At 39.3% G+C, this 26,626-nt stretch carries 17 protein-coding genes and 1 pseudogene; 6 read left to right on the top strand and 12 right to left on the bottom strand.

Features of this window, described 5'->3' with window-relative positions; all coding sequences use genetic code 11:
- Positions 1 to 97 precede the first annotated feature (97 nt).
- Positions 98 to 862, top strand: a complete 765-nt coding sequence (locus tag C9414_RS15870; protein WP_059376692.1) for a MurR/RpiR family transcriptional regulator — start codon at positions 98 to 100, stop codon at positions 860 to 862.
- Between the two features lie 135 nt (positions 863 to 997).
- Here C9414_RS15870 and C9414_RS15865 read toward each other — a convergent pair.
- Together C9414_RS15865 and C9414_RS15860 are read right to left on the bottom strand one after the other, a co-directional pair.
- A pseudogene (locus C9414_RS15865) lies at positions 998 to 1,447 on the bottom strand (SMI1/KNR4 family protein); the annotation flags it as partial.
- 108 nt (positions 1,448 to 1,555) lie between these two features.
- Complete coding sequence (locus tag C9414_RS15860) at positions 1,556 to 2,530, bottom strand: tRNA dihydrouridine synthase (protein WP_017366774.1); 975 nt, start codon at positions 2,528 to 2,530, stop codon at positions 1,556 to 1,558.
- 489 nt (positions 2,531 to 3,019) lie between these two features.
- On the opposite strand from C9414_RS15860, the gene C9414_RS15855 reads away from it, so the two are divergent.
- On the top strand, positions 3,020 to 3,589 hold the full coding sequence (locus C9414_RS15855; RefSeq protein WP_107164023.1) for a hypothetical protein: 570 nt from the start codon (positions 3,020 to 3,022) through the stop codon (positions 3,587 to 3,589).
- Positions 3,590 to 3,731: 142 nt separating this feature from the next.
- On the opposite strand, the gene C9414_RS15850 is transcribed toward C9414_RS15855, so the two are convergent.
- The 3 genes from C9414_RS15850 to C9414_RS15840 all read right to left on the bottom strand — a co-directional run bounded on the left by C9414_RS15850 (position 3,732) and on the right by C9414_RS15840 (position 10,714).
- Positions 3,732 to 8,117, bottom strand: coding sequence for a hypothetical protein (locus tag C9414_RS15850; RefSeq protein WP_107164022.1), 4,386 nt, complete (start codon positions 8,115 to 8,117; stop codon positions 3,732 to 3,734).
- A gap of 241 nt (positions 8,118 to 8,358) precedes the next feature.
- A complete protein-coding gene (rlmD, locus tag C9414_RS15845) occupies positions 8,359 to 9,786 on the bottom strand; it encodes a 23S rRNA (uracil(1939)-C(5))-methyltransferase RlmD (protein ID WP_181286160.1) in 1,428 nt (475 codons plus the stop codon).
- A 19-nt stretch (positions 9,787 to 9,805) separates the two neighbouring features.
- On the bottom strand, positions 9,806 to 10,714 hold the full coding sequence (locus tag C9414_RS15840) for a diacylglycerol kinase (RefSeq protein ID WP_039177003.1): 909 nt from the start codon (positions 10,712 to 10,714) through the stop codon (positions 9,806 to 9,808).
- Between the two features lie 181 nt (positions 10,715 to 10,895).
- Here C9414_RS15840 and C9414_RS15835 point away from each other — a divergent pair, with 181 nt between their 5' ends.
- Positions 10,896 to 11,849 (top strand): nucleoside hydrolase, encoded by a 954-nt coding sequence (locus C9414_RS15835; RefSeq protein ID WP_061110519.1) that lies wholly within the window; start codon positions 10,896 to 10,898, stop codon positions 11,847 to 11,849.
- Between the two features lie 30 nt (positions 11,850 to 11,879).
- Here C9414_RS15835 and C9414_RS15830 read toward each other — a convergent pair whose 3' ends face one another.
- Complete coding sequence (locus C9414_RS15830) at positions 11,880 to 15,089, bottom strand: efflux RND transporter permease subunit (protein WP_107164021.1); 3,210 nt, start codon at positions 15,087 to 15,089, stop codon at positions 11,880 to 11,882.
- Between the two features lie 131 nt (positions 15,090 to 15,220).
- Here C9414_RS15830 and C9414_RS15825 point away from each other — a divergent pair, with 131 nt between their 5' ends.
- The gene (locus tag C9414_RS15825) at positions 15,221 to 16,066 is read left to right on the top strand and encodes a TetR/AcrR family transcriptional regulator (RefSeq protein WP_039176996.1); all 846 of its coding nucleotides are present in this window, start codon (positions 15,221 to 15,223) and stop codon (positions 16,064 to 16,066) included.
- 181 nt (positions 16,067 to 16,247) lie between these two features.
- On the opposite strand, the gene gatB is transcribed toward C9414_RS15825, so the two are convergent.
- Genes gatB through gatC form a run of 3 tightly spaced genes read right to left on the bottom strand, consistent with a single transcriptional unit; the run spans position 16,248 to position 19,454 of the window.
- A complete protein-coding gene (gatB, locus tag C9414_RS15820; RefSeq protein ID WP_024424551.1) occupies positions 16,248 to 17,678 on the bottom strand; it encodes an Asp-tRNA(Asn)/Glu-tRNA(Gln) amidotransferase subunit GatB in 1,431 nt (476 codons plus the stop codon).
- 13 nt (positions 17,679 to 17,691) lie between these two features.
- Positions 17,692 to 19,149 (bottom strand): Asp-tRNA(Asn)/Glu-tRNA(Gln) amidotransferase subunit GatA, encoded by a 1,458-nt coding sequence (gene gatA, locus C9414_RS15815; RefSeq protein WP_107164020.1) that lies wholly within the window; start codon positions 19,147 to 19,149, stop codon positions 17,692 to 17,694.
- Between the two features lie 14 nt (positions 19,150 to 19,163).
- Positions 19,164 to 19,454, bottom strand: coding sequence for an Asp-tRNA(Asn)/Glu-tRNA(Gln) amidotransferase subunit GatC (gene gatC, locus C9414_RS15810; protein ID WP_024424549.1), 291 nt, complete (start codon positions 19,452 to 19,454; stop codon positions 19,164 to 19,166).
- A 422-nt stretch (positions 19,455 to 19,876) separates the two neighbouring features.
- Here gatC and putP point away from each other — a divergent pair, with 422 nt between their 5' ends.
- The gene (putP, locus tag C9414_RS15805; RefSeq protein ID WP_107164019.1) at positions 19,877 to 21,358 is read left to right on the top strand and encodes a sodium/proline symporter PutP; all 1,482 of its coding nucleotides are present in this window, start codon (positions 19,877 to 19,879) and stop codon (positions 21,356 to 21,358) included.
- A 167-nt stretch (positions 21,359 to 21,525) separates the two neighbouring features.
- The gene (locus C9414_RS15800) at positions 21,526 to 22,218 is read left to right on the top strand and encodes an MgtC/SapB family protein (RefSeq protein ID WP_024424547.1); all 693 of its coding nucleotides are present in this window, start codon (positions 21,526 to 21,528) and stop codon (positions 22,216 to 22,218) included.
- Between the two features lie 44 nt (positions 22,219 to 22,262).
- On the opposite strand, the gene C9414_RS15795 is transcribed toward C9414_RS15800, so the two are convergent.
- From C9414_RS15795 to ligA, 3 genes are all read right to left on the bottom strand, one after another.
- Positions 22,263 to 23,270 (bottom strand): phosphotransferase enzyme family protein, encoded by a 1,008-nt coding sequence (locus tag C9414_RS15795; RefSeq protein ID WP_064497688.1) that lies wholly within the window; start codon positions 23,268 to 23,270, stop codon positions 22,263 to 22,265.
- A gap of 128 nt (positions 23,271 to 23,398) precedes the next feature.
- Complete coding sequence (locus tag C9414_RS15790; RefSeq protein WP_047204232.1) at positions 23,399 to 24,595, bottom strand: CamS family sex pheromone protein; 1,197 nt, start codon at positions 24,593 to 24,595, stop codon at positions 23,399 to 23,401.
- A gap of 15 nt (positions 24,596 to 24,610) precedes the next feature.
- On the bottom strand, positions 24,611 to 26,617 hold the full coding sequence (gene ligA, locus C9414_RS15785) for an NAD-dependent DNA ligase LigA (protein WP_047204233.1): 2,007 nt from the start codon (positions 26,615 to 26,617) through the stop codon (positions 24,611 to 24,613).
- Positions 26,618 to 26,626: the final 9 nt, after the last annotated feature.

Here is a 26,626-nt window from a genome sequence, read left to right as displayed (position 1 = left end):
CAAAAACCAATAGGTTTGACGTATTTAGAAATCAAGTTGTAACATTAGATTATATTTTCACAGGAAGAAAATATTTTCATGTTGGAGGGCACATCGCATGATACTGGACAAGCTGGTTAATGAATACTTCGAAGATTTAAATAAGAATGACCTACACATTATTAAAACGATCCATGATCATCTTGAAGAAATGAAGACAATGAAAATTCAGGACCTTGCCCGTTATGCTCATACTTCCATCTCATCCATCCATCGGCTTGCCAAGAAAATAGGGTTCGACGGCTATAGTGACTTAAAGTCTTATGTGAAATTAAATGCTTTCACTGAAGAGACAACACAAGATTTAATGCAGCTGCTTGATCAAGATATCCGGCAGACAAGAAAATATATGGAGCAGCTGGACTTTCATCAATTAAATCAACTGATAGATCGCGCACCGTATATTTATATTTATGGTACAGGAACTGCACAACTCGATTTGGCCAATGATGTACAGCGGCAGCTATGGTCACTGCATAAAAAATCTCAAGTATTACGAAGCAAGCGGGACTTAACAGATGGAATCATTGAATTTGGTGAGGATGACCTTTTATTTATCATTTCTTTATCGGGTGAATCGAAGAATTTAGATGAAATCATTCAATTGGTGAAAACGAGACATATCAAATTTATCAGCATGACCACATTAAGGAATAACCTCCTTGCACAAAATGCCATGTTTAACATCTATGTAAGCAGCACCCCGTTTCACTTATATAACAAAGTGGACAACTCCAGCTTTCTGCCATTTTACATTGTGGCAGATATTATCGTCAGAAAATATAGTGAGTGGAAAGTGAACCAATTGAATAATAGGACTTAAACATAACAGTTTTGGAGTGAAATGGTGAAAGAATCCATATGGCTTCACAAAAAAAGAGAGACTCTTTTGTCTCTCTCAAAAAACACTGTATAACAACGGTTATCTACTTGCGGCTGCCTTTTCCTTTTCATGTTATTCAGCAGTATAATGCCCAGCAAGCAGTTCATCAAACGAATCCGCTAATTTGAAATCCGTCTCATCTTCTAGATCAAAGTAATGAACCGGCGGATGTTCCTTTGTTTCTCTGTAATCCAATGCAATCCACGTATGACCATCTCCACAAATGAGCACAAGTCCCTCAGGCAATTCCCATTCTTCTATTAAATAATCACTATCCATAATGCCTTCATTCTTGGCAATTCCTCTTAAATGATCAAATGACACATGATCCTCTGCCCATCCATTCGGCTGGTCCGTGGGAAAAGCGTTATGCAGGGTATACCCGCCATTTTGTTCGAGAATAAGTTTCTTATATGTATCAGGCAAGATGACGCCTAGCTTCTTTTCCGCTTTTGCAATGCCTTTCTCATTGATTTTCTTAAATGTTTCATCGCTTTCACTGTCTTTATCCCAAAATGGTTTCAAATAAAATACCTCCAATTGTTATTTCTATCTCATTTTACCATTTAAGAGAACTAGTTTAATAGTCCTATTTAATAAAAAAGAGAAGGGTTCGCCCCCTCCTCTTGTTGGTCATGATTGTTCTTGATTTCTCGCTTCAAATTCATCCAGCATGGCACGCACTTCATCTGTTGATGATGTATTCATTAATTGATTTCTTAAGAAACTCGCTCCTCTGAATCCTTTTACATAAATCTTAAAGAAACGGTGCAGTGCCTTGAATGGACGCAAGCCTAATGATGAGTATTGATCATGGAGATCAAGATGTAATCTTAAAAGACCAAGCAGTTCATCACTTGTATGCTCCTTCGGCTCTTTTTCAAAGGCAAATGGGTTATGGAAAATCCCGCGCCCAATCATCACTCCGTCCACTCCATACTGTTCAGCGAGCTTTAAGCCTGTTTGACGATCAGGAATATCACCATTGATTGTCAAAAGAGTATCAGGGGCTACTTCATCACGAAGTTTTTTAATCTCAGGAATGAGCTCCCAATGCGCATCCACCTGGCTCATTTCCTTTCTTGTACGAAGATGGATTGATAAATTCACAATATCTTGCTCCAAAATGTGTCTAAGCCATCCGCGCCATTCGTCGACCTCAGTAAAACCAAGTCTTGTTTTCACGCTGACAGGTAATCCCCCAGCTTTTGCCGCTTGAATCAGCTCTGCGGCAACGTCTGGACGAAGAATCAAGCCACTGCCCTTCCCGTTTTGCGTGACATTTGGAACAGGACAGCCCATATTAATATCAAGCCCCTGAAATCCTAATTCCGCCATTCCAATACTCATTTGTCTAAAGTTCTCAGGCTTGTCTCCCCAAATATGAGCAACAATCGGCTGCTCATCCTCTGTAAACGTTAAACGCCCCTTCACACTTTGAATGCCATCAGGATGGCAATAGCTCTCACTATTCGTAAACTCTGTAAAAAACACATCAGGTCTCGCCGCCTCACTCACAACATGACGAAACACAACATCTGTCACTTCTTCCATTGGTGCTAATATAAAAAATGGCCGTGGTAAATCACGCCAGAAATTTTTACTCATCTTTCATCCAATTCCTCTCATGACATTGCGCCTAAAGGGCATGTCCTTCTATTATCATTATATACTTTAGTTAGGATTCAACGCAAAAGGAGCATAAAATGAACAATAACAAAATGCTATCAGCACTTTATAAAATATCAAAAATTTGAGGAGACGTAAACGCCTTTCAAAAGTGCTGCTGAGAAACGTGTCATTCAATGGGAGAAGGTAAGGCATTCGCCAAACTAATGAAAAAAACTTCAATTATTTCAAATTTGAAATCGACAAATATCACATTATACAAATAGCAAAAATACCAATCAACCTTAATATGGATATTATTATGATTTTTGTGTATTTTATAGAAAGGAGTAATTATCTTATAGTAATAATACATAAAACAGTTCACTATGCTTTTATTAAAAGTTACTAAAACAATGGCAAATTCATTATTAATCTTCTCTAAATAAACAATAAGTACTAAATAGCACTTTTTTATGGAGGGTGATCATGTCTTTTTCTTACGTTATTCTAATGACTTTTTTAGTACTCCTTTTAGTATCTATCATGCTCTATACATTTTTCAGAAAGAAAAACATTGTAGATGAAGCACCTGGCGCTTTTGTTGCCGTTCTTCTTATTTTACTAATATGTTTTTCCCTTAGTATTGTTATTGCGCTTCCAACTGTTATGCTTTTTCTAGTCTCATTGGGAGTGAATTTTCTATTCGGTGAATACATCACTTATGATTCATTATTTTCTTTGATTACCTTTTCATTGTTAGTCAGCATCATCGTAGTTTTTTGGTCGTTTATAGTTTTATTTATAGGGAAAGGACTCACTTTTTTGTTGAAGATCCCAAAATGGATAACTTATATTTTAGAATTTTTTGCTTCGTGGGCGCTTATTTACTTCACGATTAAATATGTATTAAATTTAAAGTTAGTTGAAGTTTCAATATGGGGAAATGGTGCATTGATTTTATCTTTCTTTGTTAGCTTTTTATACATTGGTCTTGATATCATATCCACTGCGCTGGATCAAAAAAATCAACATATAGAAGAAGAACCCCCTATCTAGACAAGGGGGTTATTTATATATAGAATTTTAAATTTATCCAGTTAACATAAAGATGCGAATATAGATTACACGAGATATCTGATAGTTACTTAAAAGGTCTAAAGGTGTAAAATGATGCACATAATAGTTATGCAACAACGTCTTACCTTTCCATTAGTTTTTGACTCAAGGACCTAATTTGACCAAATTGATTTTCGAACATCAAATCCCATATATTAAGACATTCATTTGCAATAGCTTTTATCTCAGGAATAGTTGAGTTAGAGGTTTCGTCATATAATCCAATGATTAATTTAGAAATTTCATCTTCTATCCCCCAAATCTCTTCAAACTTACCAACTTCGTTTCCAAGTAAGTGGTGACTCATTGAAAATATAATATCTTTGTAATCAACTATTGATTTTGATTTTTCTTCAAGATAACGAACAAATGCATGTACTATTCTACGGTTTAAACTAGAATTCATTATTTCAATCATAAAATCCTTATCTCTCTTTAAATCAATAAGATCATCATAAAATAATCTTGAAATCGGAATCTCGAGATCTAATGTACTTGCCTTAAATTTACGTATTAAACCTTTTACTATTGAATTAAATTCACCTTTGTTAAAATAGTTAGTAGCCATATGAAGTACGGCTTTTGCTTGTACTTCGCTCATTGCATCTACGTTATCAATAATTTCGGAAAATTCATTATTACGAATAAACATTTCTGATAGACAATTTGCACCCATTTCAATCAAGTCTTTATCTTCAGATTCGTAGCATTTTTTTATAGTTTTCAGTACTTGTTCACGATGCTTAGGATAAAGCAAAAAGAGCATATTTTTCGTATCATAGAAACCTGCTAGCCTGTAATCTTTATTATATTGAATTAATATTATCTCTGATGCCCACTTTCTTTCAATATTATAGGCAGGCCATAATGCGAATAAACTAGCTAAATTCACTGCCGGATTTTCATCAAATACCAATCTTTCAATTGTATCTTTAAACTGTTTAAACAAAGTTCTTTCATTCCATAATAACTCAGCTATTGCCTGAGCTGCGTTACCCCTTACACAGTTAATCGCATTACTTTGTAGCATGGCATAGCTACGCATTTCTTTATCCTCATTATTAGTTACATTTATAGTTCCTAATTCTGGGTTATTATGGTTGATAGCAATATCCTTTAGAATATCCAAAATCTCCTGAGACCAATTTACGTTTTTCCTGTCTCTAATGATTGAGCAAATGTCGTTCGCCCGATATGAGGTATAATCATATGGATAGGTCAAAATCATTTTTTCCAATAACTCTATCGGCACATCCCCCAATGCCTTACTAGATGCAACGCCACTAAATAAGGAATCTACGTATGATTCCAGAACTTTCTCTTTATTTGAAAGAACTAGATTTATCATTCTTTCAGGTTCCTCGGAAACAGCTTTACTAAAACTACTTGCAAATTCTTCAATAGAAGAACTAATAAAACCTTCTGGAACCTCTATCCATCTGGAAGAATCTTTTTGAATAATTTTTTTATTAGTTAAAATCTCTATCCACTTTTTGTTATTTAATTTTTTCCCCGCCACGGGTGAGCTTATCGATCCGCTGTGTCCATCTGAATATTTATATAAAGTTGACCCTTTAGGGAATTTACGTCTTAAAATACGCAACAAATTTTTTGCTTGAATGCTCAATCGATTATAGGGAAGAACTTCTAAAATTTCTTTTTGAAAATCACCCCAAAAACTCAAATAAACTGTACGACCATTTTTTTCTCTATTATAATTAATTCTACGACGATATAAGTCTTTAGCTTGCGGAGAAAGATAACTTAGAACTCTCTCTTCTAATAAATTGAAAATATCCTCACTACAGTATCTCGTATGTTTTTCTAATATTTGTTTGGCAAGAAGTAATTTATCACCATTGCCACTTGTATTAACGAATACGTTACTGTTGAAATCACTGCACAAATAATTAATAACAACATCGCTATAACTTTCTGATACTCTGAATAATCCATCCAATATAATTTCATTAAATAAATCATTACCTTTTCCCATGAACTCTTTATAGCGATCAAAGAATTTTTTCGGTTGTTGAGAAATTATTGCGGCATTCGCTTTCTTTATAATTTGGATACAAGCCCTTTCTAGCCCTCTTTTATGAATATATTCCCCAGACCAACCACTATAAATAAAGCTTACGTCTTTATCTATTGGAACGAGTGGTAATAATAAATTAAGAACCTCTTCTCCATTATTGATTAGAATTTCAGAGTCTTCATAGAGAAATGTTTCTTCGTAATAATAAATTTGTTTCCCTTTGCTTTTAATTTTATTTTCCAATAAAAAAGCTAGTAGCCGTATTGTTCTTAATTCACTATTTTTGAGCATCGACTTAAAATCAAGATAGTTATCAGCCATTCGCGGATATCGCTTATAAAATTTCATTCTTAATTCAAATAACTCATCCGTATCTTGATTTATATCGCGCAAAAAACATTTAGAGAATTTATTATCGTCTTCCTGTGAATTAAATGAATATTTTTCAATAAACGTAATATCCTCAGACTCAAAATTTGGGCTTATACTTACAAAGAAATTGATAACCATATCTTTCTTAGATGGGGTGTTAAACCATTTCTCTAAAATGCCACATTGTCTAAGCAACTTAATATAATTGGGCTTTGAAAATATAACGTTATTAATAATGTGATTGCCGTAACTTTCATTATCACAGTTATTCACTATAAAGTTTTGTATATTTTCATCTATTTTATCTATCTGATTTAGCACCTCGAAAAAAACAAATTTGACAAAATACCTGATTTGTTTTGCTTCAAACATTTTTTGTCCAACAGTAATAAAATCATGGCTATCAATTTCAAATAAATTTTGCATAAACATTTGCACTTGATATCTTTTACCAGGTGTTTGTTTATCTTTAGTACCAATAATATCTACAATATCTTCACCATCATAATATCTCTGAAGCATCTTTTCTGCTAAAAAACTGTCTAATATAGATTGATGGGCAAACGAAACTTTCTTTCCTTGAATAATTAAGAAAGAATTTGAAGATAAAAATTCTAAAGATGATTTATTTTCGTTTAATATACTTAAAGGAATAAATATTTTACTAGATCTCTCTAGAAATGTTACTATTTTATCTTTAATCTGAAATAGATTGTCTTCTCTCAATCCAAATTCAAAACATTTATTTGATAGCTGCCCCCACCATTCAGAGATCAAATGGCTTGCTGTAGAACATTCTTCATATACTTTACCAGGATCTAGCTGTTTCCAAATATATAAATTACTTGGAATTCTTAGTATCTCTTTCAGTTTACTTGTTAGTTGCTCATAACGCTTTCCAACAATACCTTCAACTAAATCCTCGTCCAACTCATTAACCTGAACCCTATCCCATTGAATAACGTTCTCTTTTGAATCATCTTTTTTAAATAATGCTCTAATATTATTATCGTTTTCCAAATCATGAGTTCGACACACAAAAACAACAGATATCTTGTTTGCTCTATCATTATTCAATACCTCTATTTGATTAATAATCTGAGAGCATACTAATAAAGCATCTCTAGAATGCGCCAGAGTCCAACGCAGGGCATCTAACTGATCCAAAATAATTACTGCCCTTTTATTTTTAGAAACACTGTGGATACAATGAGTGATTGATGCAGGTAATCCTAAATCTTCTCCCCACTTCTCCGCAGTCATACTTGGAACTCGTTTATCTAATTTAATTGCCAAATATGGTATCTCATTTTCTTCACAATAAATGATAACATCTTCTGTACATCCACTTTTCCCTCTTCCAGCCTTTCCATGTATTATTAAAGATTTCTCTGAATCTAATGCTTGCCTACATATAGAAAATTCTTTTCTCTTTATAAGACTATTGTCCAACGGAATAAAAGTTGATTTATATTCGCGATTCAACTCCTCTAGCCTACGCTTGATTTGTTCATTAGACGAAAGATGTTTATTCCTTCCTAACAAATAATTGTCTCTTATCTCCTCAATTGTTCTGATAATTTCCCCTTTTGATTTACCAATTGACTCATTAACCATTGATACAATCGCACTGTCTTTAATATCTAATAACGATTCTCGAAAATTTACTAGTATATCAAACAAATCAGAGAAGTACTCTTCAAAATCGGTCGGTTTCTTAATAGGCGTATGCTTAAATTCATCTTTTTTAATATTGACAAATTCAACCGCTTCTTTTGCTAGTTTCTTAAATATATCTTGGTAATCTTCCTTTGAAGTGTTATATGCATAAAATACTCTCTGTATTATTGTTTCAACAGTCCTGTTCTGTTCAAGAAATTCTATAAAATAGTTACTATCAACCTCAGTATTATCAAACTTACGATTAAATTCAGTAACTGTATCTTCTATGTCTTTAATTAATCTCTTTTCATCTCGATTTGTTAAGCCTTTTGTCAAAAGATAACCAGCAATGTTTGGGACAATCAAAGTTCCAGCTATATATGCTAAAATGCTCACTATTATTCCCCCCCTAATCGACGACCATGATTTTTCTTATATTCCAATAACAAACCTTCTCATCATCCTTTTAATTACCTATTTTACATTTTATTCATATTTTTATTATATCAAATAGTTAAAAAATTTTCTGTGAATTGGCTGATTAAGTACCAGTAGTTACCGACAAAGAGTTTGAGAGAACTTCAACTAAAACTTTTTTAATCCCCTACTATAAAAAAAAAGACAACCCCCATACAGGTTAGTTGCCTTCTTTTAAAATAAGTTGCGCCACACATTCCACATGTGAGGTATGCGGAAACATATCTACCGGCTGCACTTCCTCCGTCACATACCCACCATCTTCAAGAATACGCAAATCACGAGCTAGCGTCCCAGGATTACAGGACACATACACAACACGGTTCGGTTTCATCTTTAAAATCGTATCAAGCAGTGCTTCATCACAGCCTTTTCTTGGCGGATCGACAACTAACGTATCTGCTTTGATGCCTTCTTGGTACCAGTTTGGGATAACAGTTTCTGCTTCGCCGACTGCGAATTCAACGTTGTTGATTCCGTTTAAGTCAGCGTTGCGTTTTGCGTCTTCAATTGCTTCTGGCACAATTTCTACGCCATAGACTCTGCCTGCTTTTTGTGCGAGAAATAAGGAAATTGTACCGATTCCGCAATACGCATCGATCACGGTTTCTTCTCCTTGCAGCTCCGCATATTCAAGGGCTTTATCGTAAAGCACCTTTGTTTGAGCTGGATTCACTTGATAAAACGAGCGGGCTGAAATAGCAAATTTGATGTCGCCAATCGTGTCATAAATGTATTCTTCTCCCCATAAAACGGTCGTTTCGTCTCCGAAAATGACATTTGTCTTCTTTGAATTCACATTTTGCACAATTGACCGAACATGTGGGAAGCGTGCTATAATCTGCTCAATCACCTGTTGCTTTTGCGGAAAATCAGCCGTTCTTGTGACAAACACAACCATCATTTCACCTGTTGCCATGCCGTAGCGAACCATGACATGACGCAGCCAGCCTTTATGCCGCTCTTCGTTATATGCTTTGATGCCAAACGCATTGCAGATGTCTTTTACTGCCTGTACCACTTCGTCATTTTCTGATTGCTGGATCAAGCATTTTTCCATATCAATGATTTCATGGGTACGCTGCTGATAAAATCCTGCAACAAGTCCGCCTTCTCGTTCACCAACTGGTACTTGTGCTTTGTTTCTGTAATTCCAAGGGTCTTCCATGCCGAGTACAGGATGAACTTTTACACGGCTCATATCAAGCTTGCCGATCCGCTCCAATACGTCCTTTACTTGTTTCTGTTTAAAAAGCAGCTGGCCTTCATAGCTCATGTGCTGGATTTGACAGCCGCCGCACTGCTTATAGATAGGACATGGCGCATCTTGCCTGTGCTGACTTTCCTTTGTCAGCTCCATGAGTCGTCCAAAAGCAAATCCTTTTTTGACACGTGTGACTTTGATTTTCCCTTGTTCGTCAGGAAGGGCATTCGGTACAAACACAGGGAAACCCTCAACTTTCGCTACACCTGCACCTTCGTGCGTTAAATCTTCGAAGGTTACATTGTAGTATTCATTCTTTTCAACAGGCGGTTTCATTTTTACCAATTTTATCACCTCATTTGCAAAGAAAAACTTGGCCGCCATAAGGAACCAAGTTCAGTCTTCACCCTATTTTTTCAGCTGTTTCTTTTGGCACAATAAATTCAATATGGCGATACAGGTTTTCAAATTCACCTGGCAGCATGCCGCCATATTCACCATCTAAATTCAATTGCATTTTATCTTTTACATCTACCTTTACGCGATTCGCTTTTGCGTAGATGACATTGTTATCATGAATATGCTCGCCTCTGAGAGCAAGGCTGACCACTCGAATGGCTTCTGCTAAATTGACCTTCTTTAGAATAATCAGGTCAAACATCCCATCATCTAAAATGGAATCTGGCGCTAGTTTTTCAAAGCCGCCAACTGAGTTTGTGAGTGAAACAAGGAACAGCATGATTTCTCCATGAAACAATTTGCCGTCATATTCAATTTCGACTTCTGTCGGGCGGATAGATGGAAGCATCTCCATGCCTTTTAAATAATAAGCAAGCTGTCCAAGCATGGTCTTCAGCTTACTAGGCACCTCATAGGTGAGCTCTGTTAACCGGCCGCCGCCAGCAATATTAATAAAATAATGGCCATTGACTTTACCGATATCAAGCGGCTTGGCTACACCCTCAATAATGGCATCTGTCGCTTTCAAAACACCTTCTCGTGGAATTCCAAGTGCTCTTGCGAAATCATTTGTCGTTCCAACTGGAATAATTCCTAGTTTTGGTCTTTTTTCAAGCGGTGCTAGTCCGTTGACGACTTCATTGATCGTGCCGTCTCCACCTGCTGCTACAATTAAATCAAAATCTCTCTGTGCGGCCTTTTCTGCTGCTTGCGTGGCATCTCCTGCACATGTCGTCGCATGACAAGAAGTTTCATAGCCAGCTTGTTCAAATTTTTGCAAAACCTGCGGTAAATTCTTCTTGAAGAGTTCACGCCCAGATGTCGGATTGTATATAATTCGAGCACGTTTCATTCATCATCATCCTATATTCATTATGCAATCTATTTTCACCACTAACAACCTTTAATTATACTATGAGATTTGAAAATGGCAACAAAACAACCACCTAATATGTAAAATCTCCAAGCACATTTCCCTCAGTAAGAAAGCATTCTGATAAGATAAAAGAAAACGCTGTAAAGGATGATATGCGATGAAAAAGCCTGTCTATTTTAATCATGACGGCGGTGTTGATGACCTCGTCTCTTTATTTCTTCTCCTTCAAATGGAACATCTGAAAGTCATCGGAATGTCTGTGATTCCTGCTGATTGTTATTTAGAGCCTGCTCTCAGTGCATCTCAAAAAATCATTGATCGATTCAGCCCTTATGAAATTGAAGTCGCTGCTTCAACTTCTAGAGGCGTCAATCCATTTCCGAAGGAGTGGCGTATGCATGCTTTCTATGTAGATGCTCTGCCAATTTTAAATGAAAAAGGTACTGTTGATACAAAGGTGTCCAAGCTGCCAGCACACCTTCATCTGATTGAAACAGTTAAGAAGGCAAAAGAACCTGTCACCCTGCTCTTTACTGGTCCGCTCACAGATCTTGCACGCGCTTTAGAAGAAGATCCTTCAATCTCTAACAAAATTGAGAAATTGGTGTGGATGGGCGGCACGTTCCTTGAAAAAGGCAATGTTGAAGAACCCGAGCATGACGGGACAGCAGAATGGAATGCATTTTGGGATCCTTATGCTGTGAGCACTGTCTTTCAGGAACCGTTTCCTATTGAAATGGTCGCACTTGAAAGTACAAATCAAGTCCCGCTTACACTTGATGTACGTCAGCGCTGGGCTTCTCTTCGTTCTCATATTGGAATAGATTTTATCGGTCAGTGCTACGCCTTTTGTCCGCCGCTCATTCATCATGAAACCAATTCGACGTATTACCTATGGGATGTGCTGACAACAATTACTCTTGCTTCTACATCATTTACCCGTTCAAAAGAAGTGAATGCGATCGTTTATACCGAGACGCCAAAGCAAGGACGGACAGAAGAACATCCAGATGGAAAATCAATTCAAGTGATTGACCATGTCGATCGCGATGCCTTTTTCCATGCATTTGAAGAACTTATGAGAAAAGCTGTTTGCCAGATTTCAAAATAAAAAAGCCCCGCCAATGAGCGGGGCTTCCTCTTATTCTTCTTCTGCGTACTTTTTCTTACGTTTAAACTTGCTTAACATTTCATACACGATTGGAACGATGACCAATGTGAGAAGTGTAGAACTTGTTAAACCGCCAATTACGGTAACACCAAGTCCTTTTGATACGATCTGGCTTCCGCCTTCAAATCCTAATGCGAGTGGCAGCAGTGCACCAATTGTCGCAAGTGCCGTCATTAAGATTGGACGTAATCTTGTTGCACCTGCTTCAAGTAACGCTTCTCTTGTTGAGAGACCTTCTTGTTCTTTATGAATCACGCGGTCAATCAAGACAATGGCATTTGTTACAACGATACCGATCAGCATAAGCAATCCAATCATGGCATTTAAGCTGATGGTTTCTTTTGCTATAAACAATCCAGCGAGAGCGCCAATAACCGTAAATGGAAGTGAGAAGAGAATTGCAAATGGTGCAAGACCTCCGCCAAATGTGATGACGAGAACGAGATACACAATGGCAATCGCTGCAAGCATTGCAAGGCCAAGCTGTGTAAAGGATTCTTGGATATCCGCACTTACGCCGCCTGTGTCAATCGTTACGCCAGATTTTAGATCAAGCTTGTCGACTTTCTTCTGAACATCCTGCGTTACGCTTGAGACGTCGTCTGTTGTCATGTCACCAGACACTTCCGCGTAGATTTTTCCATCACGTTTTGTCACCGTATTTGCTGTCGTCCCATCTTTTACTTTGACGACATCACCAATTCGGACTTCTTGCCCTGTTGGTGTGGTGATCTTTTTATTTTCTAAATCTTTTTTGCTCTTATATTCATCTTTTTCCGTTTGAAGCTTCACATCAAGTTCTTTGCCGTCCTCTGTGACTTTTGTCAGTGTTGTTTCACTATTTTGAGGTGCAATCGCTTGAGCGATTTGTGAAGCAGTTAGACCTAGTTTTGCCAGTTTTTCTTGATCTGCATTAAACGTATATTCGTCGTATTTCTCAGATAAGCTTGTGCTGACATTTTTCAGGTTTTTCTCATCTTTTAAGATGTTCTCAACATCTTTTACTGTGCCTTCAATATCACTTGCTTTGTCCCCGTACACATAGTACGTCACAGTATTGCTGGCGCCAGCAGATGAGAAGTCTTGTGATTTCCATTCCCCTTTAGACGCTTTGTCTTGCAGGGCTTTGACTACACGATCTTTTTCTTTATCAAAATTCGGTGTGTCCTCGTCATATTGTACGAAGAATAATGCACCGTTAGAGTTACCGCCAACACTTGCTGTCATGGCATTTGAAGAGCCAAGAGAATACTGAACTGTATTGACATGGTCACGTTTCATCAAATATTCTTCAGCTTTTTTCGTTTCATCAATTGCTTGCTCTCTCGTTTGTCCAGGTTCAGGTGTATATGTCACCATCGCCGTTTTCTCTGCTTCCTGTGGTAAGAAGCTGACACCGACAAGTGGTGCTAAGAATAAGCTTCCGATAAGCATAAGAATGGCAATTCCTGATGTGATCCATTTATGGTTGAGTGTCCAATTAAGTACACGTCTATAACCGCCAGCAAGCTTGCTTGGTTTATGTTCTTTTACCTTTTTCGCTGTGCCGTACAGGTTCTTTTTAAATAGAGTGTGTGCCATCATTGGAACAATTGTAATAGCGACAAGCAGTGAAGCAAGTAACGCAAACACAATCGTTAAGGCAAATGGGATGAACAGTTCACCAATCATTCCACCTACTAATGCTAACGGTAAGAATACCGCAATTGTCACAATCGTTGAAGACATGATTGGGATAAACATTTCTTTTGTGGCTTCTCTGACGAGTGCCTTGCCTTTTAACGGTTCATCCTTTAACGCCATTCGTCGATAGATATTTTCTATGACCACTATCGAGTCATCGACAACACGCCCGATGGCGACGGTCATGGCACCAAGTGTCATGATATTTAACGTGATATCCAGCTGATTTAATAGTAAGACAGCAATCAACAGAGATAACGGAATGGAGATGACCGAGATTAATGTTGATTTGATATCTCGCAGGAACAAGAGAATGATAATGATCGCAAAGATTGCTCCGATAATCGCCTTGTTCAGCATTGTGCTGACAGACTCTTTAATCGGCTCTGCTTGATCATATGTGGTGCTTACTTTGATTCCTTTGTTGTCTTTTTTAAATTTCTCAAGCTCTTTTGTCACTTCTTCTGCAACACTCACTGTGTTGGCATCAGAGCCTTTGACAATTTGCAGACCGATACTGTCTTTCCCATTCGTTCTAGAGATCGATTCTGCCTCTTTGACGACTTTAATATCTGCAATCTCAGACAGCTTGATCGTTGGCAGCTCTACAGATTGACTGCTTGCTGCACCTGTTTGCTGCTGTGCTGCTGCTTGCTGCTGACTTGCACTTCCCGCCTGCTGCTCGGCACCTTGCGCACCTGCGCTGCTAGATGGTGCTCCAGCTCCAGCGCTTCCCGCACCGCCGCCTGCACTTGGTGTGACTGGAATTCGCATGTTTTTCAGATCTTTGACGCTTAAAATATTGCCGTCCACGACAACTGATTTTTGTTTGTTGCCAAATGTGTATAGACCTAATGGTACATTCACATCAGAGCCTTTGATCATGTTTTGGACAGTTTCTTCATCTAAACCGTATTCTTTTAGTTTCTTTTCTTTAAACGAAAATTCTACTTCTTTGATTTGCTGTCCTGAAGCTTCAACAGAAGAGACGCCGTCTAACCCTTGAAGTGAAGGAACGAGGTCATTTTCTACTTTTCGTGTAAGGTCTTGTAATGATTCTTTATCACCTGAGACACTAAGGGCTAGGATTGGAATCGCATTAATACTAAAGCGTGCGATTTTAGGTTTTTCTGCATTTTCAGGGAAATCGATATTGCTAATCGCATCTTCAATTTCCTTTTTTGCTTCATCCATGTCTTTGCTGTAATCGTACTCGATTTGAATGGATGATGCATTTTCAAAAGAATTAGAAGTGACTACGCTGACCCCATTGAGGTTTTGAATTGATTTTTCAATTGGATCTGTCACCTTATCTGATACTTCGTCCGGCGTTGCGCCAGGGTACGTTGTAGAAACCGTAATGACTGGAGTGTTGATATTCGGGATTGATTCTTGTTTCATATTCAATCCGGCATATAGACCAGCAACTGTTACGATAATCGTCATGAGCCATACAGCGAACTTATTCTTTAATACAAAATTGATGATCGAATTCATTATATCCTCCATTTTCCTTTATGTATTGACTGACTGGTCATTCTATATCATAATAAACGGTGATATACAATGCCGTCAACCATTTCACTTGCGTTTGACGTAACATTCTAAAGCTGAAGGGGCCTTATTTCATGAACGAAAAAAAAGAAAAAATCATTAAAGCAAGCATCCAATTGTTTGCGAAAAAGGGTTTTTCTTCTACGACCATTCAGGAAATTGCAGATGAATGCGGAATATCAAAAGGCGCATTTTATTTACATTTCAAATCAAAAGAACAGCTTTTCAACCGAGCGTTTGAATATTATATCGACACTTCGATGCAAACAATCGAAACGATTCGAAAAGAGAATCAGCATCTCGCGCCGAGAGAGATCTTTCAGAAACAAATTGCTGAACAGTTTCAGCATTTTGCTGAGAACAAGGATTTTATCATTCTGATCCTCAGCGAGAACATTATTCCGGAAAACCAGCAAATTAAAAAGTATTCAAAAACTGTGAAAAAGCAAATGAATGATGAAATTCAAATTTCCATCTTGACCACTTATGGACAGGAGATCGAACCATATATAACTGACCTGTCAGTCATGATTCAAGGAATTATCCAATCGTATGTGCAGGTTCTGCTTTTACAGGATCAAATGCAATTATCATTTGATGAGCTCTCATCCTTTATACTCGAACGGTTTGATGATCTGGTTCAAGGATTGCTTCGCTCTCAGACGAAGCCGATTTTGAAGCAAACCATTTGGGACGATGAAGCGCCTAGTGCTGCTTCCCTTCAAGAGGAGCTTCGTTTGTTAAAGCTGGAGCATCTGCTTTCTGATGATACCGTTGTATCCATTGAAGTGATTGAAGAAGAGCTGGCAAAAGCTGAACCTCGTAAGCCAGTCATCCAAGGAATGCTGACGAATTTAGAAAAGTGTGAGGATCCTGCTGTTCTAAGAGCAGTGGAACAATTGAGGCTGTTTCTTCAGTAACATAACGTGCTGTTTTTTGATTTAGCTCACATTTCCCCCTTCGAATGTGCACTTTCGCTTATGCTTCATTATAAGAAAAGTATCTCTAAATTGATATACGGCTGTGGTCCGAATCTATAGTAAGACCCTGTCATTTCAATCAAAAAAAACCGCCTTTTTCATCAGGCGGTTTTTTTGCTATTTAGCGTTTTTTGATTTCTTCAAGGAGAATCTTGTTCACCATCGGCGGGTTCGCTTGGCCCTTCGATGCTTTCATGATTTGTCCGACTAAGAAACCAATCGCGCGGTCTTTACCATTTTTAAAGTCTTCAATGGATTGCGGGTTGTTATCAAGTGCTTCTGTGACAAGTTTGAGCAGTGCACCTTCGTCAGAAATTTGGACAAGTCCTTTTTCTTTGACGATTGTTTCTGCATCTCCCCCATTTTCGATGAGCTCTTTGAATACCTTTTTCGCGATCTTAGAGGAAATCGTTCCTTTTTCAATCAGCTTGATCATACCAGCCAGCCCTTGCGGCGTTAGCTTTGTATCGTCCAGCTCTTTTTGAGCAGAGTTTAAGTATGCAGATACTTCACCCATGAGCCAGTTCGATGCTTGCTTCGCTTCTGCGCCTTCTGAAATGGTCGCTTCAAAGAAATCAGACATTTCTTTTGTCAGTGTGAGTACCATTGCATCGTATGCAGGAAGGCCAAGCTCATCGATGTAGCGTTTGCGGCGCTCGTCTGGAAGCTCTGGGATGGATGCTCTTACGCGTTCTTTCCACTCGTCATCAATGTACAGCTCCACCAAATCCGGTTCTGGGAAGTAGCGGTAATCATCAGAGCCTTCTTTAACGCGCATAAGAATTGTCTTTTTAGACGCTTCGTCATAACGGCGTGTTTCCTGCTCGATCAAGCCGCCAGAAAGCAATACTTGCTCTTGACGCTTCTCTTCGAATTCAAGGCCTTTTTGTACGAAAGCAAATGAGTTCAAGTTTTTGAGCTCTGTCTTTGTACCAAACTCTTCACGGCCGATTGGGCGAAGAGAAATGTTGGCATCACAGCGAAGTGAACCTTCTTCCATCTTACAGTCAGAAACGCCTGTATATTGAATAATGGATTTTAATTTTTCTAAGTAAGCATACGCTTCTTCTGGCGTGCGAATGTCTGGCTCAGATACGATTTCAACAAGTGGTGTTCCTTGACGGTTGAAATCGACGAGTGAGTAACCGTCTCCTGTGTGCGTTAGTTTCCCTGCATCCTCTTCCAAATGGAGACGCGTAATACCGATTCGTTTTGTTTTGCCTTCTACTTCAATTTCAATCCAGCCGTTTTCACCGATCGGTTTATCAAATTGAGAAATTTGATACGCCTTTGGGTTATCAGGATAGAAGTAGTTTTTACGGTCAAATTTTGTATCCGTTGCGATTTCACAGTTCAGCGCCATGGCCGCTTTCATCGCAAAGTTCACCGCTTCTTTGTTCAGTACAGGCAGTACGCCAGGATATCCAAGGTCGATGACACTTGTTTGCGTGTTGGCAGCTGCACCAAAAGGTGTCGGCGAGCTTGAGAAAATTTTCGATTGTGTTTTTAGCTCTACGTGGACTTCAAGTCCAATTACCGTTTCAAAGTTCATTCTGATTCACCCCTTACAGTTCAGGTTTTGCTTTATGATGATCTGTTGCTTGCTCAAAAGCGTGAGCCACGCGGTACACTGTTCCTTCGTCAAAGTGCTTGCCGATGATTTGCAGTCCTAACGGAAGGCCATTTGCAAATCCACAAGGCACACTGATTCCTGGAACGCCTGCAAGGTTAACAGGGATCGTTAAAATATCGTTTGCATACATAGTCAATGGATCGCTTGTCTTTTCACCAATGTTAAATGCAGGAGTTGGCGTTGTCGGTCCAACAATGACATCATACTTTTCAAAAACATCTTCAAAGTCTTTTTTGATCAATGTACGGACTTTTTGCGCTTTTTTATAGTACGCATCGTAATATCCTGAGCTTAGCGCGAATGTACCAAGCATGATACGGCGCTTCACTTCGTCTCCGAAGCCTTCAGAACGAGTATTTTTGTATAAATCAATCAGGTTGTCTGCATTATCTGTACGGTAGCCATAGCGGATACCGTCAAAACGTGCAAGGTTTGCAGATGCTTCTGAAGAAGACAGTAAGTAGTAAGTCGCAAGCGCATATTTAGAATGCGGTAGAGACACTTCTTCCCACGTCGCACCAAGTCCTTCTAATACTTTTAACGCTTGAAGAACAGACTCTTTTGCTTCCTCGCCAACGCCTTCGCCAAGATATTCTTTCGGCACAGCGATTTTCAGACCTTTGATGTCGCCAGTTAATGAAGAAAGAAAATCTGGGACATCGACATTTGCACTAGTTGCGTCCATTTGATCGACACCAGCAATCGCTTGAAGAACATAAGCGTTGTCCTCTACATTGCGTGTAATCGGACCAATTTGGTCTAATGATGAAGCAAATGCAATTAATCCGTATCTGGATACACGTCCATATGTCGGTTTAAGACCTACAACTCCGCAGAAAGATGCCGGCTGACGAATAGAACCGCCTGTATCTGATCCAAGTGAGAACGGTACTTCACCTGCTGCAACAGAAGCTGCTGATCCACCACTTGATCCGCCTGGAACGGTGTTTAAATTCCACGGGTTTTTCGTCGCTTTGAAGCCTGAGTTCTCCGTAGAAGATCCCATTGCGAATTCGTCCATATTTAATTTACCGATTGTGACTGCTTCTGCGTCTCTTAAGCGGTTCACAACGGTTGCATCATAAATTGGATCAAAGTTTTGCAGGATTTTACTTGAAGCTGTTGTGCGCAAATCCTTTGTAACAATGTTATCTTTCACACCGATCGGCATACCGAACAATAGGCCAAGCTCGTCCTTTTCACCAACTACCTCGTCCAATTCCTTTGCATACGCACGAGCTTTTTCTTCGTCCAGTGCAAGGAATGCTTGTACTTTCCCGTCTACTTCATTGATTCGTTTATAAGACTCGTCCACTAAATCAGAAACAGACAGTTCCTTTTTATGTAAAAGCTCTTTTAATTCAGAAATTTTGTGATCAAACAGTGACATGTCTCGGGCCTCCTTTAGTCCAAAATTGATGGCACACGAATATAGCCGTCTTTATGATCAGGCGCGTTTTTGACGACTGCCTCAATGGAAAGACCTTTATTCGGAACATCTTCTCTCATGACGTTTTTCATTTTTAATACGTGTGTAGTAGGTTCAACGTTTTCCGTATCTACCTCGTTTAACTGCTCTGCAAATGAAATGATGCTATCAAGCTGTTCTGTAAACATCTCAGCTTCTTCTTCTGTAATCGCAAGCCTTGCTAAATGAGCAACGTGCTTGACTTCTTCTATTGAAATTCTTGACATGCAGGTTCACCTCCAAAAATGATGCGTGATCGTGGTCATGATCATAAGTCATATACACTTTATCATATCAAATTTTACTGTTCTAAAGCAACTTTACGCAGGTGCGGTAAAAGGTCCGTTCTCTTGAAACGTCTTTATGATCAAATCGATAAAAGAAATATTCATCAGGTGACTTTTTATTTTTCAGAAAATTTTTACTTTTGCTCATTTTTGTAATCGCTTACATGTTGATTCTTATCACCGATCTGTCCATTTTTTCTTCAAAATGAAGAGGTTTAGGCAGGTTGATCACTTGGGAATACTCTGTTAGGTTAAGTAACCATAGCAGTGAGCAGGCAGTCAAACAAAAAAGCTGCCATCGCACTTCTGTATATTTTGATTGAGGTGATGTCAAATTAATACGAAAAAGGTGAGAACACAAAATGAGTATTGAAGTTACAATTTCCTTATCTATTTATTTTATTGGGATGCTTGCCATTGGCTGGTATGCATTCAGGAAAACACATAATTTAAATGATTATATGCTTGGTGGACGCGGGCTTGGTCCATTCGTTACAGCCCTTTCAGCAGGTGCTGCGGATATGAGCGGATGGATGCTGATGGGTGTGCCAGGTGAAATGTATAAAACAGGTTTATCGACAGCCTGGCTTGCGATTGGTTTAATCGTTGGTGCTTACTTGAACTACCTCATTCTTGCACCTCGATTACGTTCTTATACAGAAATTGCGGATGATGCAATTACGATTCCTGATTTCTTTGATAAACGATTCAAAGGATCATCTGCCTTATTAAAAGCTGTGTCAGCCGTCATCATTTTAATTTTCTTTACGCTGTATACATCGTCTGGAATGGTATCAGGCGGACGTTTATTTGAGTCAGCATTCGGTGCTCACTACATGTTTGGACTGATTTTGACGTCAAGTATTGTGGTTTTGTATACATTGTTTGGAGGATTCCTTGCAGTGAGCTTAACGGACTTTGTCCAAGGAGCTATCATGTTTTTAGCATTAGTGCTCGTGCCGATCGTTGCCTTTACACAATTAGGCGGACCTGTTGCTACATTTCAAGATATTCAACAGATTGACCCTAAATTGCTAGATATTTTTAGAGGAACGAGCGTCATTGGCATTATTTCCTTCCTTGCTTGGGGACTAGGTTACTTTGGACAGCCGCATATTATCGTGCGCTTTATGGCCATTACGTCCGTTAAAGATTTAAAACCAGCACGCCGAATCGGAATGAGCTGGATGATTATTTCAGTGATTGGATCACTGTCTGTCGGTTTAGTGGGTGTTGCCTATGTTCATGAAACGGGCATGAACCTTGCTGACCCTGAAACCATCTTTATCGTCTTTTCTAAAGTATTGTTCCATCCATATATCACTGGATTTTTACTTTCTGCCATTTTAGCTGCGATTATGAGTTCAATTTCGTCTCAGCTGCTTGTCACAGCAAGTGCAATGACAGAGGATTTATACAGAACGTTCTTTAGAAAAAAAGCATCAGACAAAGAGCTTGTCATGATTGGCCGGATGTCTGTACTCGTTGTCGCCGTGATTGCCTTATGCCTTTCACTTAACCCAAGTGACACCATTCTTGATCTTGTCGGTTATGCATGGGCAGGATTTGGTTCTTCATTCGGTCCAGTCATCTTGCTTTGCCTATACTGGAAACGAATGAATCATCATGGCGCTCTAGTTGGGATGATCGTTGGTGCAGTTGTGGTTCTGACATGGATTACGACAGGACTCAACCATGCCACAGGTATTTATGAAATGATTCCAGGCTTTACGCTAAGTGGATTAGCTGCCATTATTGTCAGCTTATTGACAAGTAAGCCGTCAAAAGCATCAAAACAGCTATTTCACAAAATGGAAGATCACCTTGAGGAAGAAACAAAATAAAGAGTTGAAGAGTCATCTGCCCTATGCGGATGACTCTCTTTTTAAATAAAATAAAAAGCTTTTCTTTCTTCAGAAACTGAATAAAATAAGAGTTGTGCAGCCATATGGGCTGTGAGAAGATCATATACATGTTGTGAAACGTACATGAAGTGAAAGGAGCGATACGCATGTTTTGGACAATTGAATGGGATACAGTCTTAAAATTAGCCGTGGCCACTTTAATCGGGCTGATTATCGGGCTTGAACGAGAGCTGAAGAAAAAGCCCCTCGGCTTAAAAACGTGTATTGTCATTGCTGTCAGCTCCTGCGTCTTAACCATCATCAGCATTGATGCAGCCTACAATTTCCCTCGAGTCTCTAAGCTTCAAATGGACCCACTCAGGTTACCGGCGCAAATTATATCTGGTGTTGGTTTTATTGGAGCAGGTGTGATTCTTCGAAAAAGCAATGATGTCATCTCAGGTCTCACGACTTCTGCGATGATCTGGGGAGCAGCAGGACTTGGGGTTGCAACCGGTGCAGGATTTTATAAAGAGGCCTTCCTCAGTCTTTTCTTTATTCTGATTAGTGTCGAATTCCTGCCATGGCTCTTCCAGCGGATCGGACCGATTCGCCTGCAGGAAAAAGAAATCCGCATCAGAATGTCTCTTTCTGATCGAAACCGTATGACCGATATTTTAAAAGAAATGAAAGCCCTCAATATTCGCATTCATTCTGTACGAATTGATGATTTAAAAGAAAAAGACTATCCGATCATGGAAGTACGCGTACGTGTGCATAAAGACCGCTATACAACCGATGTGTACTTTGATATTAAAGATCTAGAAGGCGTCGTTGGCGTGAAGTGTGATACGGTGTAGTTATAAAAAAACCCCTTGCTGTTTAACACAGCAAGGGGTTTCTTTTATCGTGCCAGCTGTTGAAAGTCAAAAGGAGTAATGGGTGTTTTTTGCTCAATTTCCTTTCGAAAACATGACAGCATGGCTTTTTCGTCAGAAGTCAATGTTTGGAGATCAAATGCTTGATGTAAAAGCCCATAAATAAGCATATGACGCAGCATGAGAAAATCAGGGATTGTTGCCAGCCACGCGTCATCAAGCTCATTCTCCTGTCGATAGCCTTTTAGAAAATGACTCATAAATTCTGCCGTAAATTCAGCTTTATCATCATATGGAATCACTGGATACCAAAGAACATTGTATAGCAAAATACTAATATCATTGATAAACCAGTGGTATCCAATATCATCAAAATCAAATGCGATAATCTCTCCTTGATGATAATGAAAGTTCCCGTGATGCAAATCGGCATGCACCAGCCCATACACATCCTTCGAAATTCGGAGCTGGTGAAGCTTTTGCATCAATTCATCTTTTCTTCGAAGCACAACCGTTTGATCAGATGGAATATATTGATCAAGCTTTAATTGCTCCTCTTCATACCACTCTTGACGCTTATAAAGAGGATCTTTTACTTGATATTGTTTTGTTATTTGATGCATTCGTCCTGTATAGGACCCTAACGCTTCAAACAGCTTCCCATTCCAATCTCCTTCATTCACTTTTCTCCCCGGTGCTTTTTCATACACACGGAGTAAAAATGCGCCTCCGGCTTGATCAGGAATGGTTTCAACGTCTTTTCCTCTTGCTGATGAAATCGGCTTTGCTACGGAAATACCATGATGAGACAGGAATCGAAGCCAGTCCATTTCTCCTAAAATATATGTGGGTGAGCGACGAATGGTATGGGTGATTTTTAATATATAATTCTCCCCATTCATTGCCTTATATTCATACACATAATTTTCTGCATCGGCTAGAAATGTCACTTGGTCAAGCTGAAAGTCATACAAGTGAGCCGCTTTCTTTAAGACTTTCTGTTCATCGTATCGTGCTTTTACTTCTTTATGCATGCTGATTCTCCTTTTATCGTCTTTTTAAATGTTCTTGACGGTAATCAGCATTATACGAGCATCAACATACCTGCCTTTCTTCTTGGTTTCTACTAATATTTTGACAAGAGTTTGAAAATCCCTCTTATTTAGTCATATATATGAACAGTCGGTTCTTTGTCCTCAGCATTTTTCGTGATCAGGGCTTCTTGTTGATCAGAAGATGTGATGTTGATTTCAATATTGGTACTCTTGTAGTAATCCATGACTTCTCCGGTTAAATATTGTGTGAAGGCTACGACTTCCGTTTTTCCGTAGAACTGCATTGGAATTTCGATTTTCATTTTTTGCAGGTTGCCGTCTTTGTAAAAGCCTTTTCCTACAACACCAGTGTAATTCGGGAAGTAATCTTCTACCTTTGTCTTGAAGCGGTCAAATCGCTCTGAATCATCTTTGTAGCTGCTTTTCGCACTATCTGAAGGGAAGAATACATTCTCCTCTTTGATCGTATCCCAATTTCCGATATCAGCGGAGCCTGCTTTCACATCTGTTTTGGCGATAAAGTTACCTGGAACGATAGATGATTTTGGTGCTTGCTTATAAAGGGCAATCATGACAGGCACTTTTTGCAGTCCGTCCATTTGACGAATTCGCTTGATCACTTGTTCAGCGATTTTTTCACCCTCTGCCAAAAGTTTCTTTGAATTTTTCGATGAATCGATGGTCACCTCTTGCTGCGGGTCACCGATCTTTTCACGGTAATAATAAACCGAGTTCAGCGCAAGACCAATGACAACTCCGCCAAGCTGTAAGCTGTTTTTGTCTTTTCGAATTAAGTAATTATGCTCTAGCATTGAAGCTAAGTAAATTGGACTATTTTCATTTTTAGACTTTGTTGAACCTGAGTTTGGAAGAGCAGGATTTAAGCCCAGATTCTTAAAGTCTTTATCTTCTTTTTCTGCCTTTTTCAGATCACTGCCTGTTTTTTTGCGCGCCAGCCAGCTGAGAACGGTGTCCTCATCTAAATGCTGTCCTTCTTGGAAAAGATAGTCGTTTGTATTAAATGACTCTGTTGCAAGTCGCATGAGTCCAGTTTCAAATTCATCAATGTCCAAGCGTGTATTGAGACGCTCCGCTGTTAGACCTCTAGCAGCTCCTTGTTTAAACGGCAGCACCATTTTGTAATAGGAGTCTGAGATATTGTACATCGGGATGATGGCTGTTTCCTTTGTTTCCTTCGTTTCATCCGTTTTTTGTGTGACCTCTTCCTCTTCCTTTCCCCCAAAAGGTGCACACGCTGACAATACCAGTGTGAGCATTGTCAGCAGCAATAACAACTTTTTCAATAGAAAACACTCCTCTTATTTCTTTAGCTCCTCGAGCATTTTAGCTTCGTCCCAAATTTCAATATTGAGTTCTTCTGCCTTTGTCAGCTTACTTCCCGCTGCTTCTCCGGCAATGACTAGATCTGTTTTTTTACTCACACTGCCTGCCAGCTTTCCGCCTAATGCTTCGATCGCTGCTTTTGCATCGTTTCGAGCCATTTCTTCTAATTTTCCTGTCAGCACAATGGTTTTTCCTGCAAAGTAGGAATCACTTTCTTCTGCTTTTACCGGCTTTGGCCCTGTGTAGGTCATATTGACTCCGAGCTCTTTTAGTTCGTTCAGCAGATCGAGTATTTCTTCTTTCTCAAAGTACGTGACGACGGCATCAGCCATTTTTTCACCAATTTCGTCGACTTCAAGTAATTGTTCTTTCGTCGCTTGCTTTAATTGATCGATGTTTTCGAAATGCATCGCCAAGGTCTTTGCCGCTTTTGAACCAATAAATCGAATACCGAGTCCAAATAGTAAACGCTCAAGAGAGTTTTCTTTCGATTGTTCAATTGAACGCAGTAAATTGTCGACAGATTTTTCGCCCATTCGTTCAAGCTGAATGAGCTCTTCTTTCGTTAATCGATAAAGGTCGGACACACGAGAAACGAGCTGTTCCTTGAAGAGCTGTGTAATGACCCGCTCGCCAAGTCCATCAATATTCATTGCATTACGGGAAACGAAGTGAATGAGTCCCTCACGTATTTGGGCAGGACATTCTGGGTTGATGCATCGTAAGGCCACTTCGCCTTCGATTCGCACCAGCTCACTATGACACTCTGGACATTCAGTTGGCATGTGAAACGGTTTTTCTTCGCCTGTACGCTGATCAACAAGGACACCTGCGACTTCAGGAATAATATCCCCGGCTTTTTTCACAATCACTTGATCGAACAAGCGAATATCCTTTTCTTTGATCAAATCTTCATTATGAAGAGATGCACGCTGCACTGTCGTCCCTGCTACTTTGACAGGCTCAAGAATCGCTGTTGGTGTAATCACGCCTGTACGTCCGACACTTAGTTCAATATCAAGCAGCTTCGTAACGACCTCTTCAGCCGGAAACTTGTACGCAATCGCCCAGCGCGGGCTTTTTGCTGTGAAGCCTAGTTCTTCCTGCTGAGCGAGTGAATCGACTTTAATAACGATTCCATCGATTTCATATGAAAAATCGGCACGCTTTATTTTTAATGTTTCAATGAGGTCGATGACTTCTTCGATCGTTTGGCACATCCGTCTTTCTTTGTTTGTTTTAAAGCCAAGTTCGTCGAGAAAATCAAGTCCTGCGCTTTGCGTTTCAACACCAATTTCATCAAGCTCCGCTATACTGTAGACGAATATATCAAGGTTTCGTTTCGCTGCAATTTTCGTATCAAGCTGACGAAGTGAACCTGCAGCCGCATTACGCGGGTTTGCAAACGGCTCTTCTTCGTTTTGTATTCTTTTTTCATTTAATGCTTCAAAAGAAGGTTTTGGCATAAATGCCTCGCCTCTCACTTCAATCGACAGTGGGCGTTTGATTTTAAGCGGGATGGAACGAATTGTTTTGAGATTTTCAGTAATATCCTCACCCGTTGTTCCATCGCCGCGCGTCGCTCCTCGGACAAACACGCCATTTTCATAACGGAGAGAAACAGCGAGTCCATCAATTTTCAGCTCGACATTGTATGCGATATCGTCACCGACTGCTTGACGAACCCGGCGGTCAAAATCAAGAAGGTCCTGTTCATTAAACGCATTCCCAAGGCTGAGCATTGGTGTGCCGTGACGCACTTTTTGAAAGGCGTCTAAAACAGCGCCGCCTACTCTTTGTGATGGAGAATCTGCTGCTTTTAAGTCAGGGTGCTCTTCCTCCAAAGAGATCAGCTCACGCATCCGCGCATCATATTCAGCGTCAGGAACACTTGGACGATCAAGTGTATGATATTCGTAGTTGTATTGATTCAAAATCTGGTGCAGTTCCTCGATCCGGCGTTTCGCTGCTTCTTTATCCATCTGCTTCTT

Origin of the sequence: Bacillus sp. Nf3 (assembly GCF_003028545.1) — a bacterium.
Classification (GTDB): domain Bacteria; phylum Bacillota; class Bacilli; order Bacillales; family Bacillaceae; genus Bacillus; species Bacillus safensis.
This window is presented reverse-complemented; position numbering and strand designations above follow the sequence as displayed.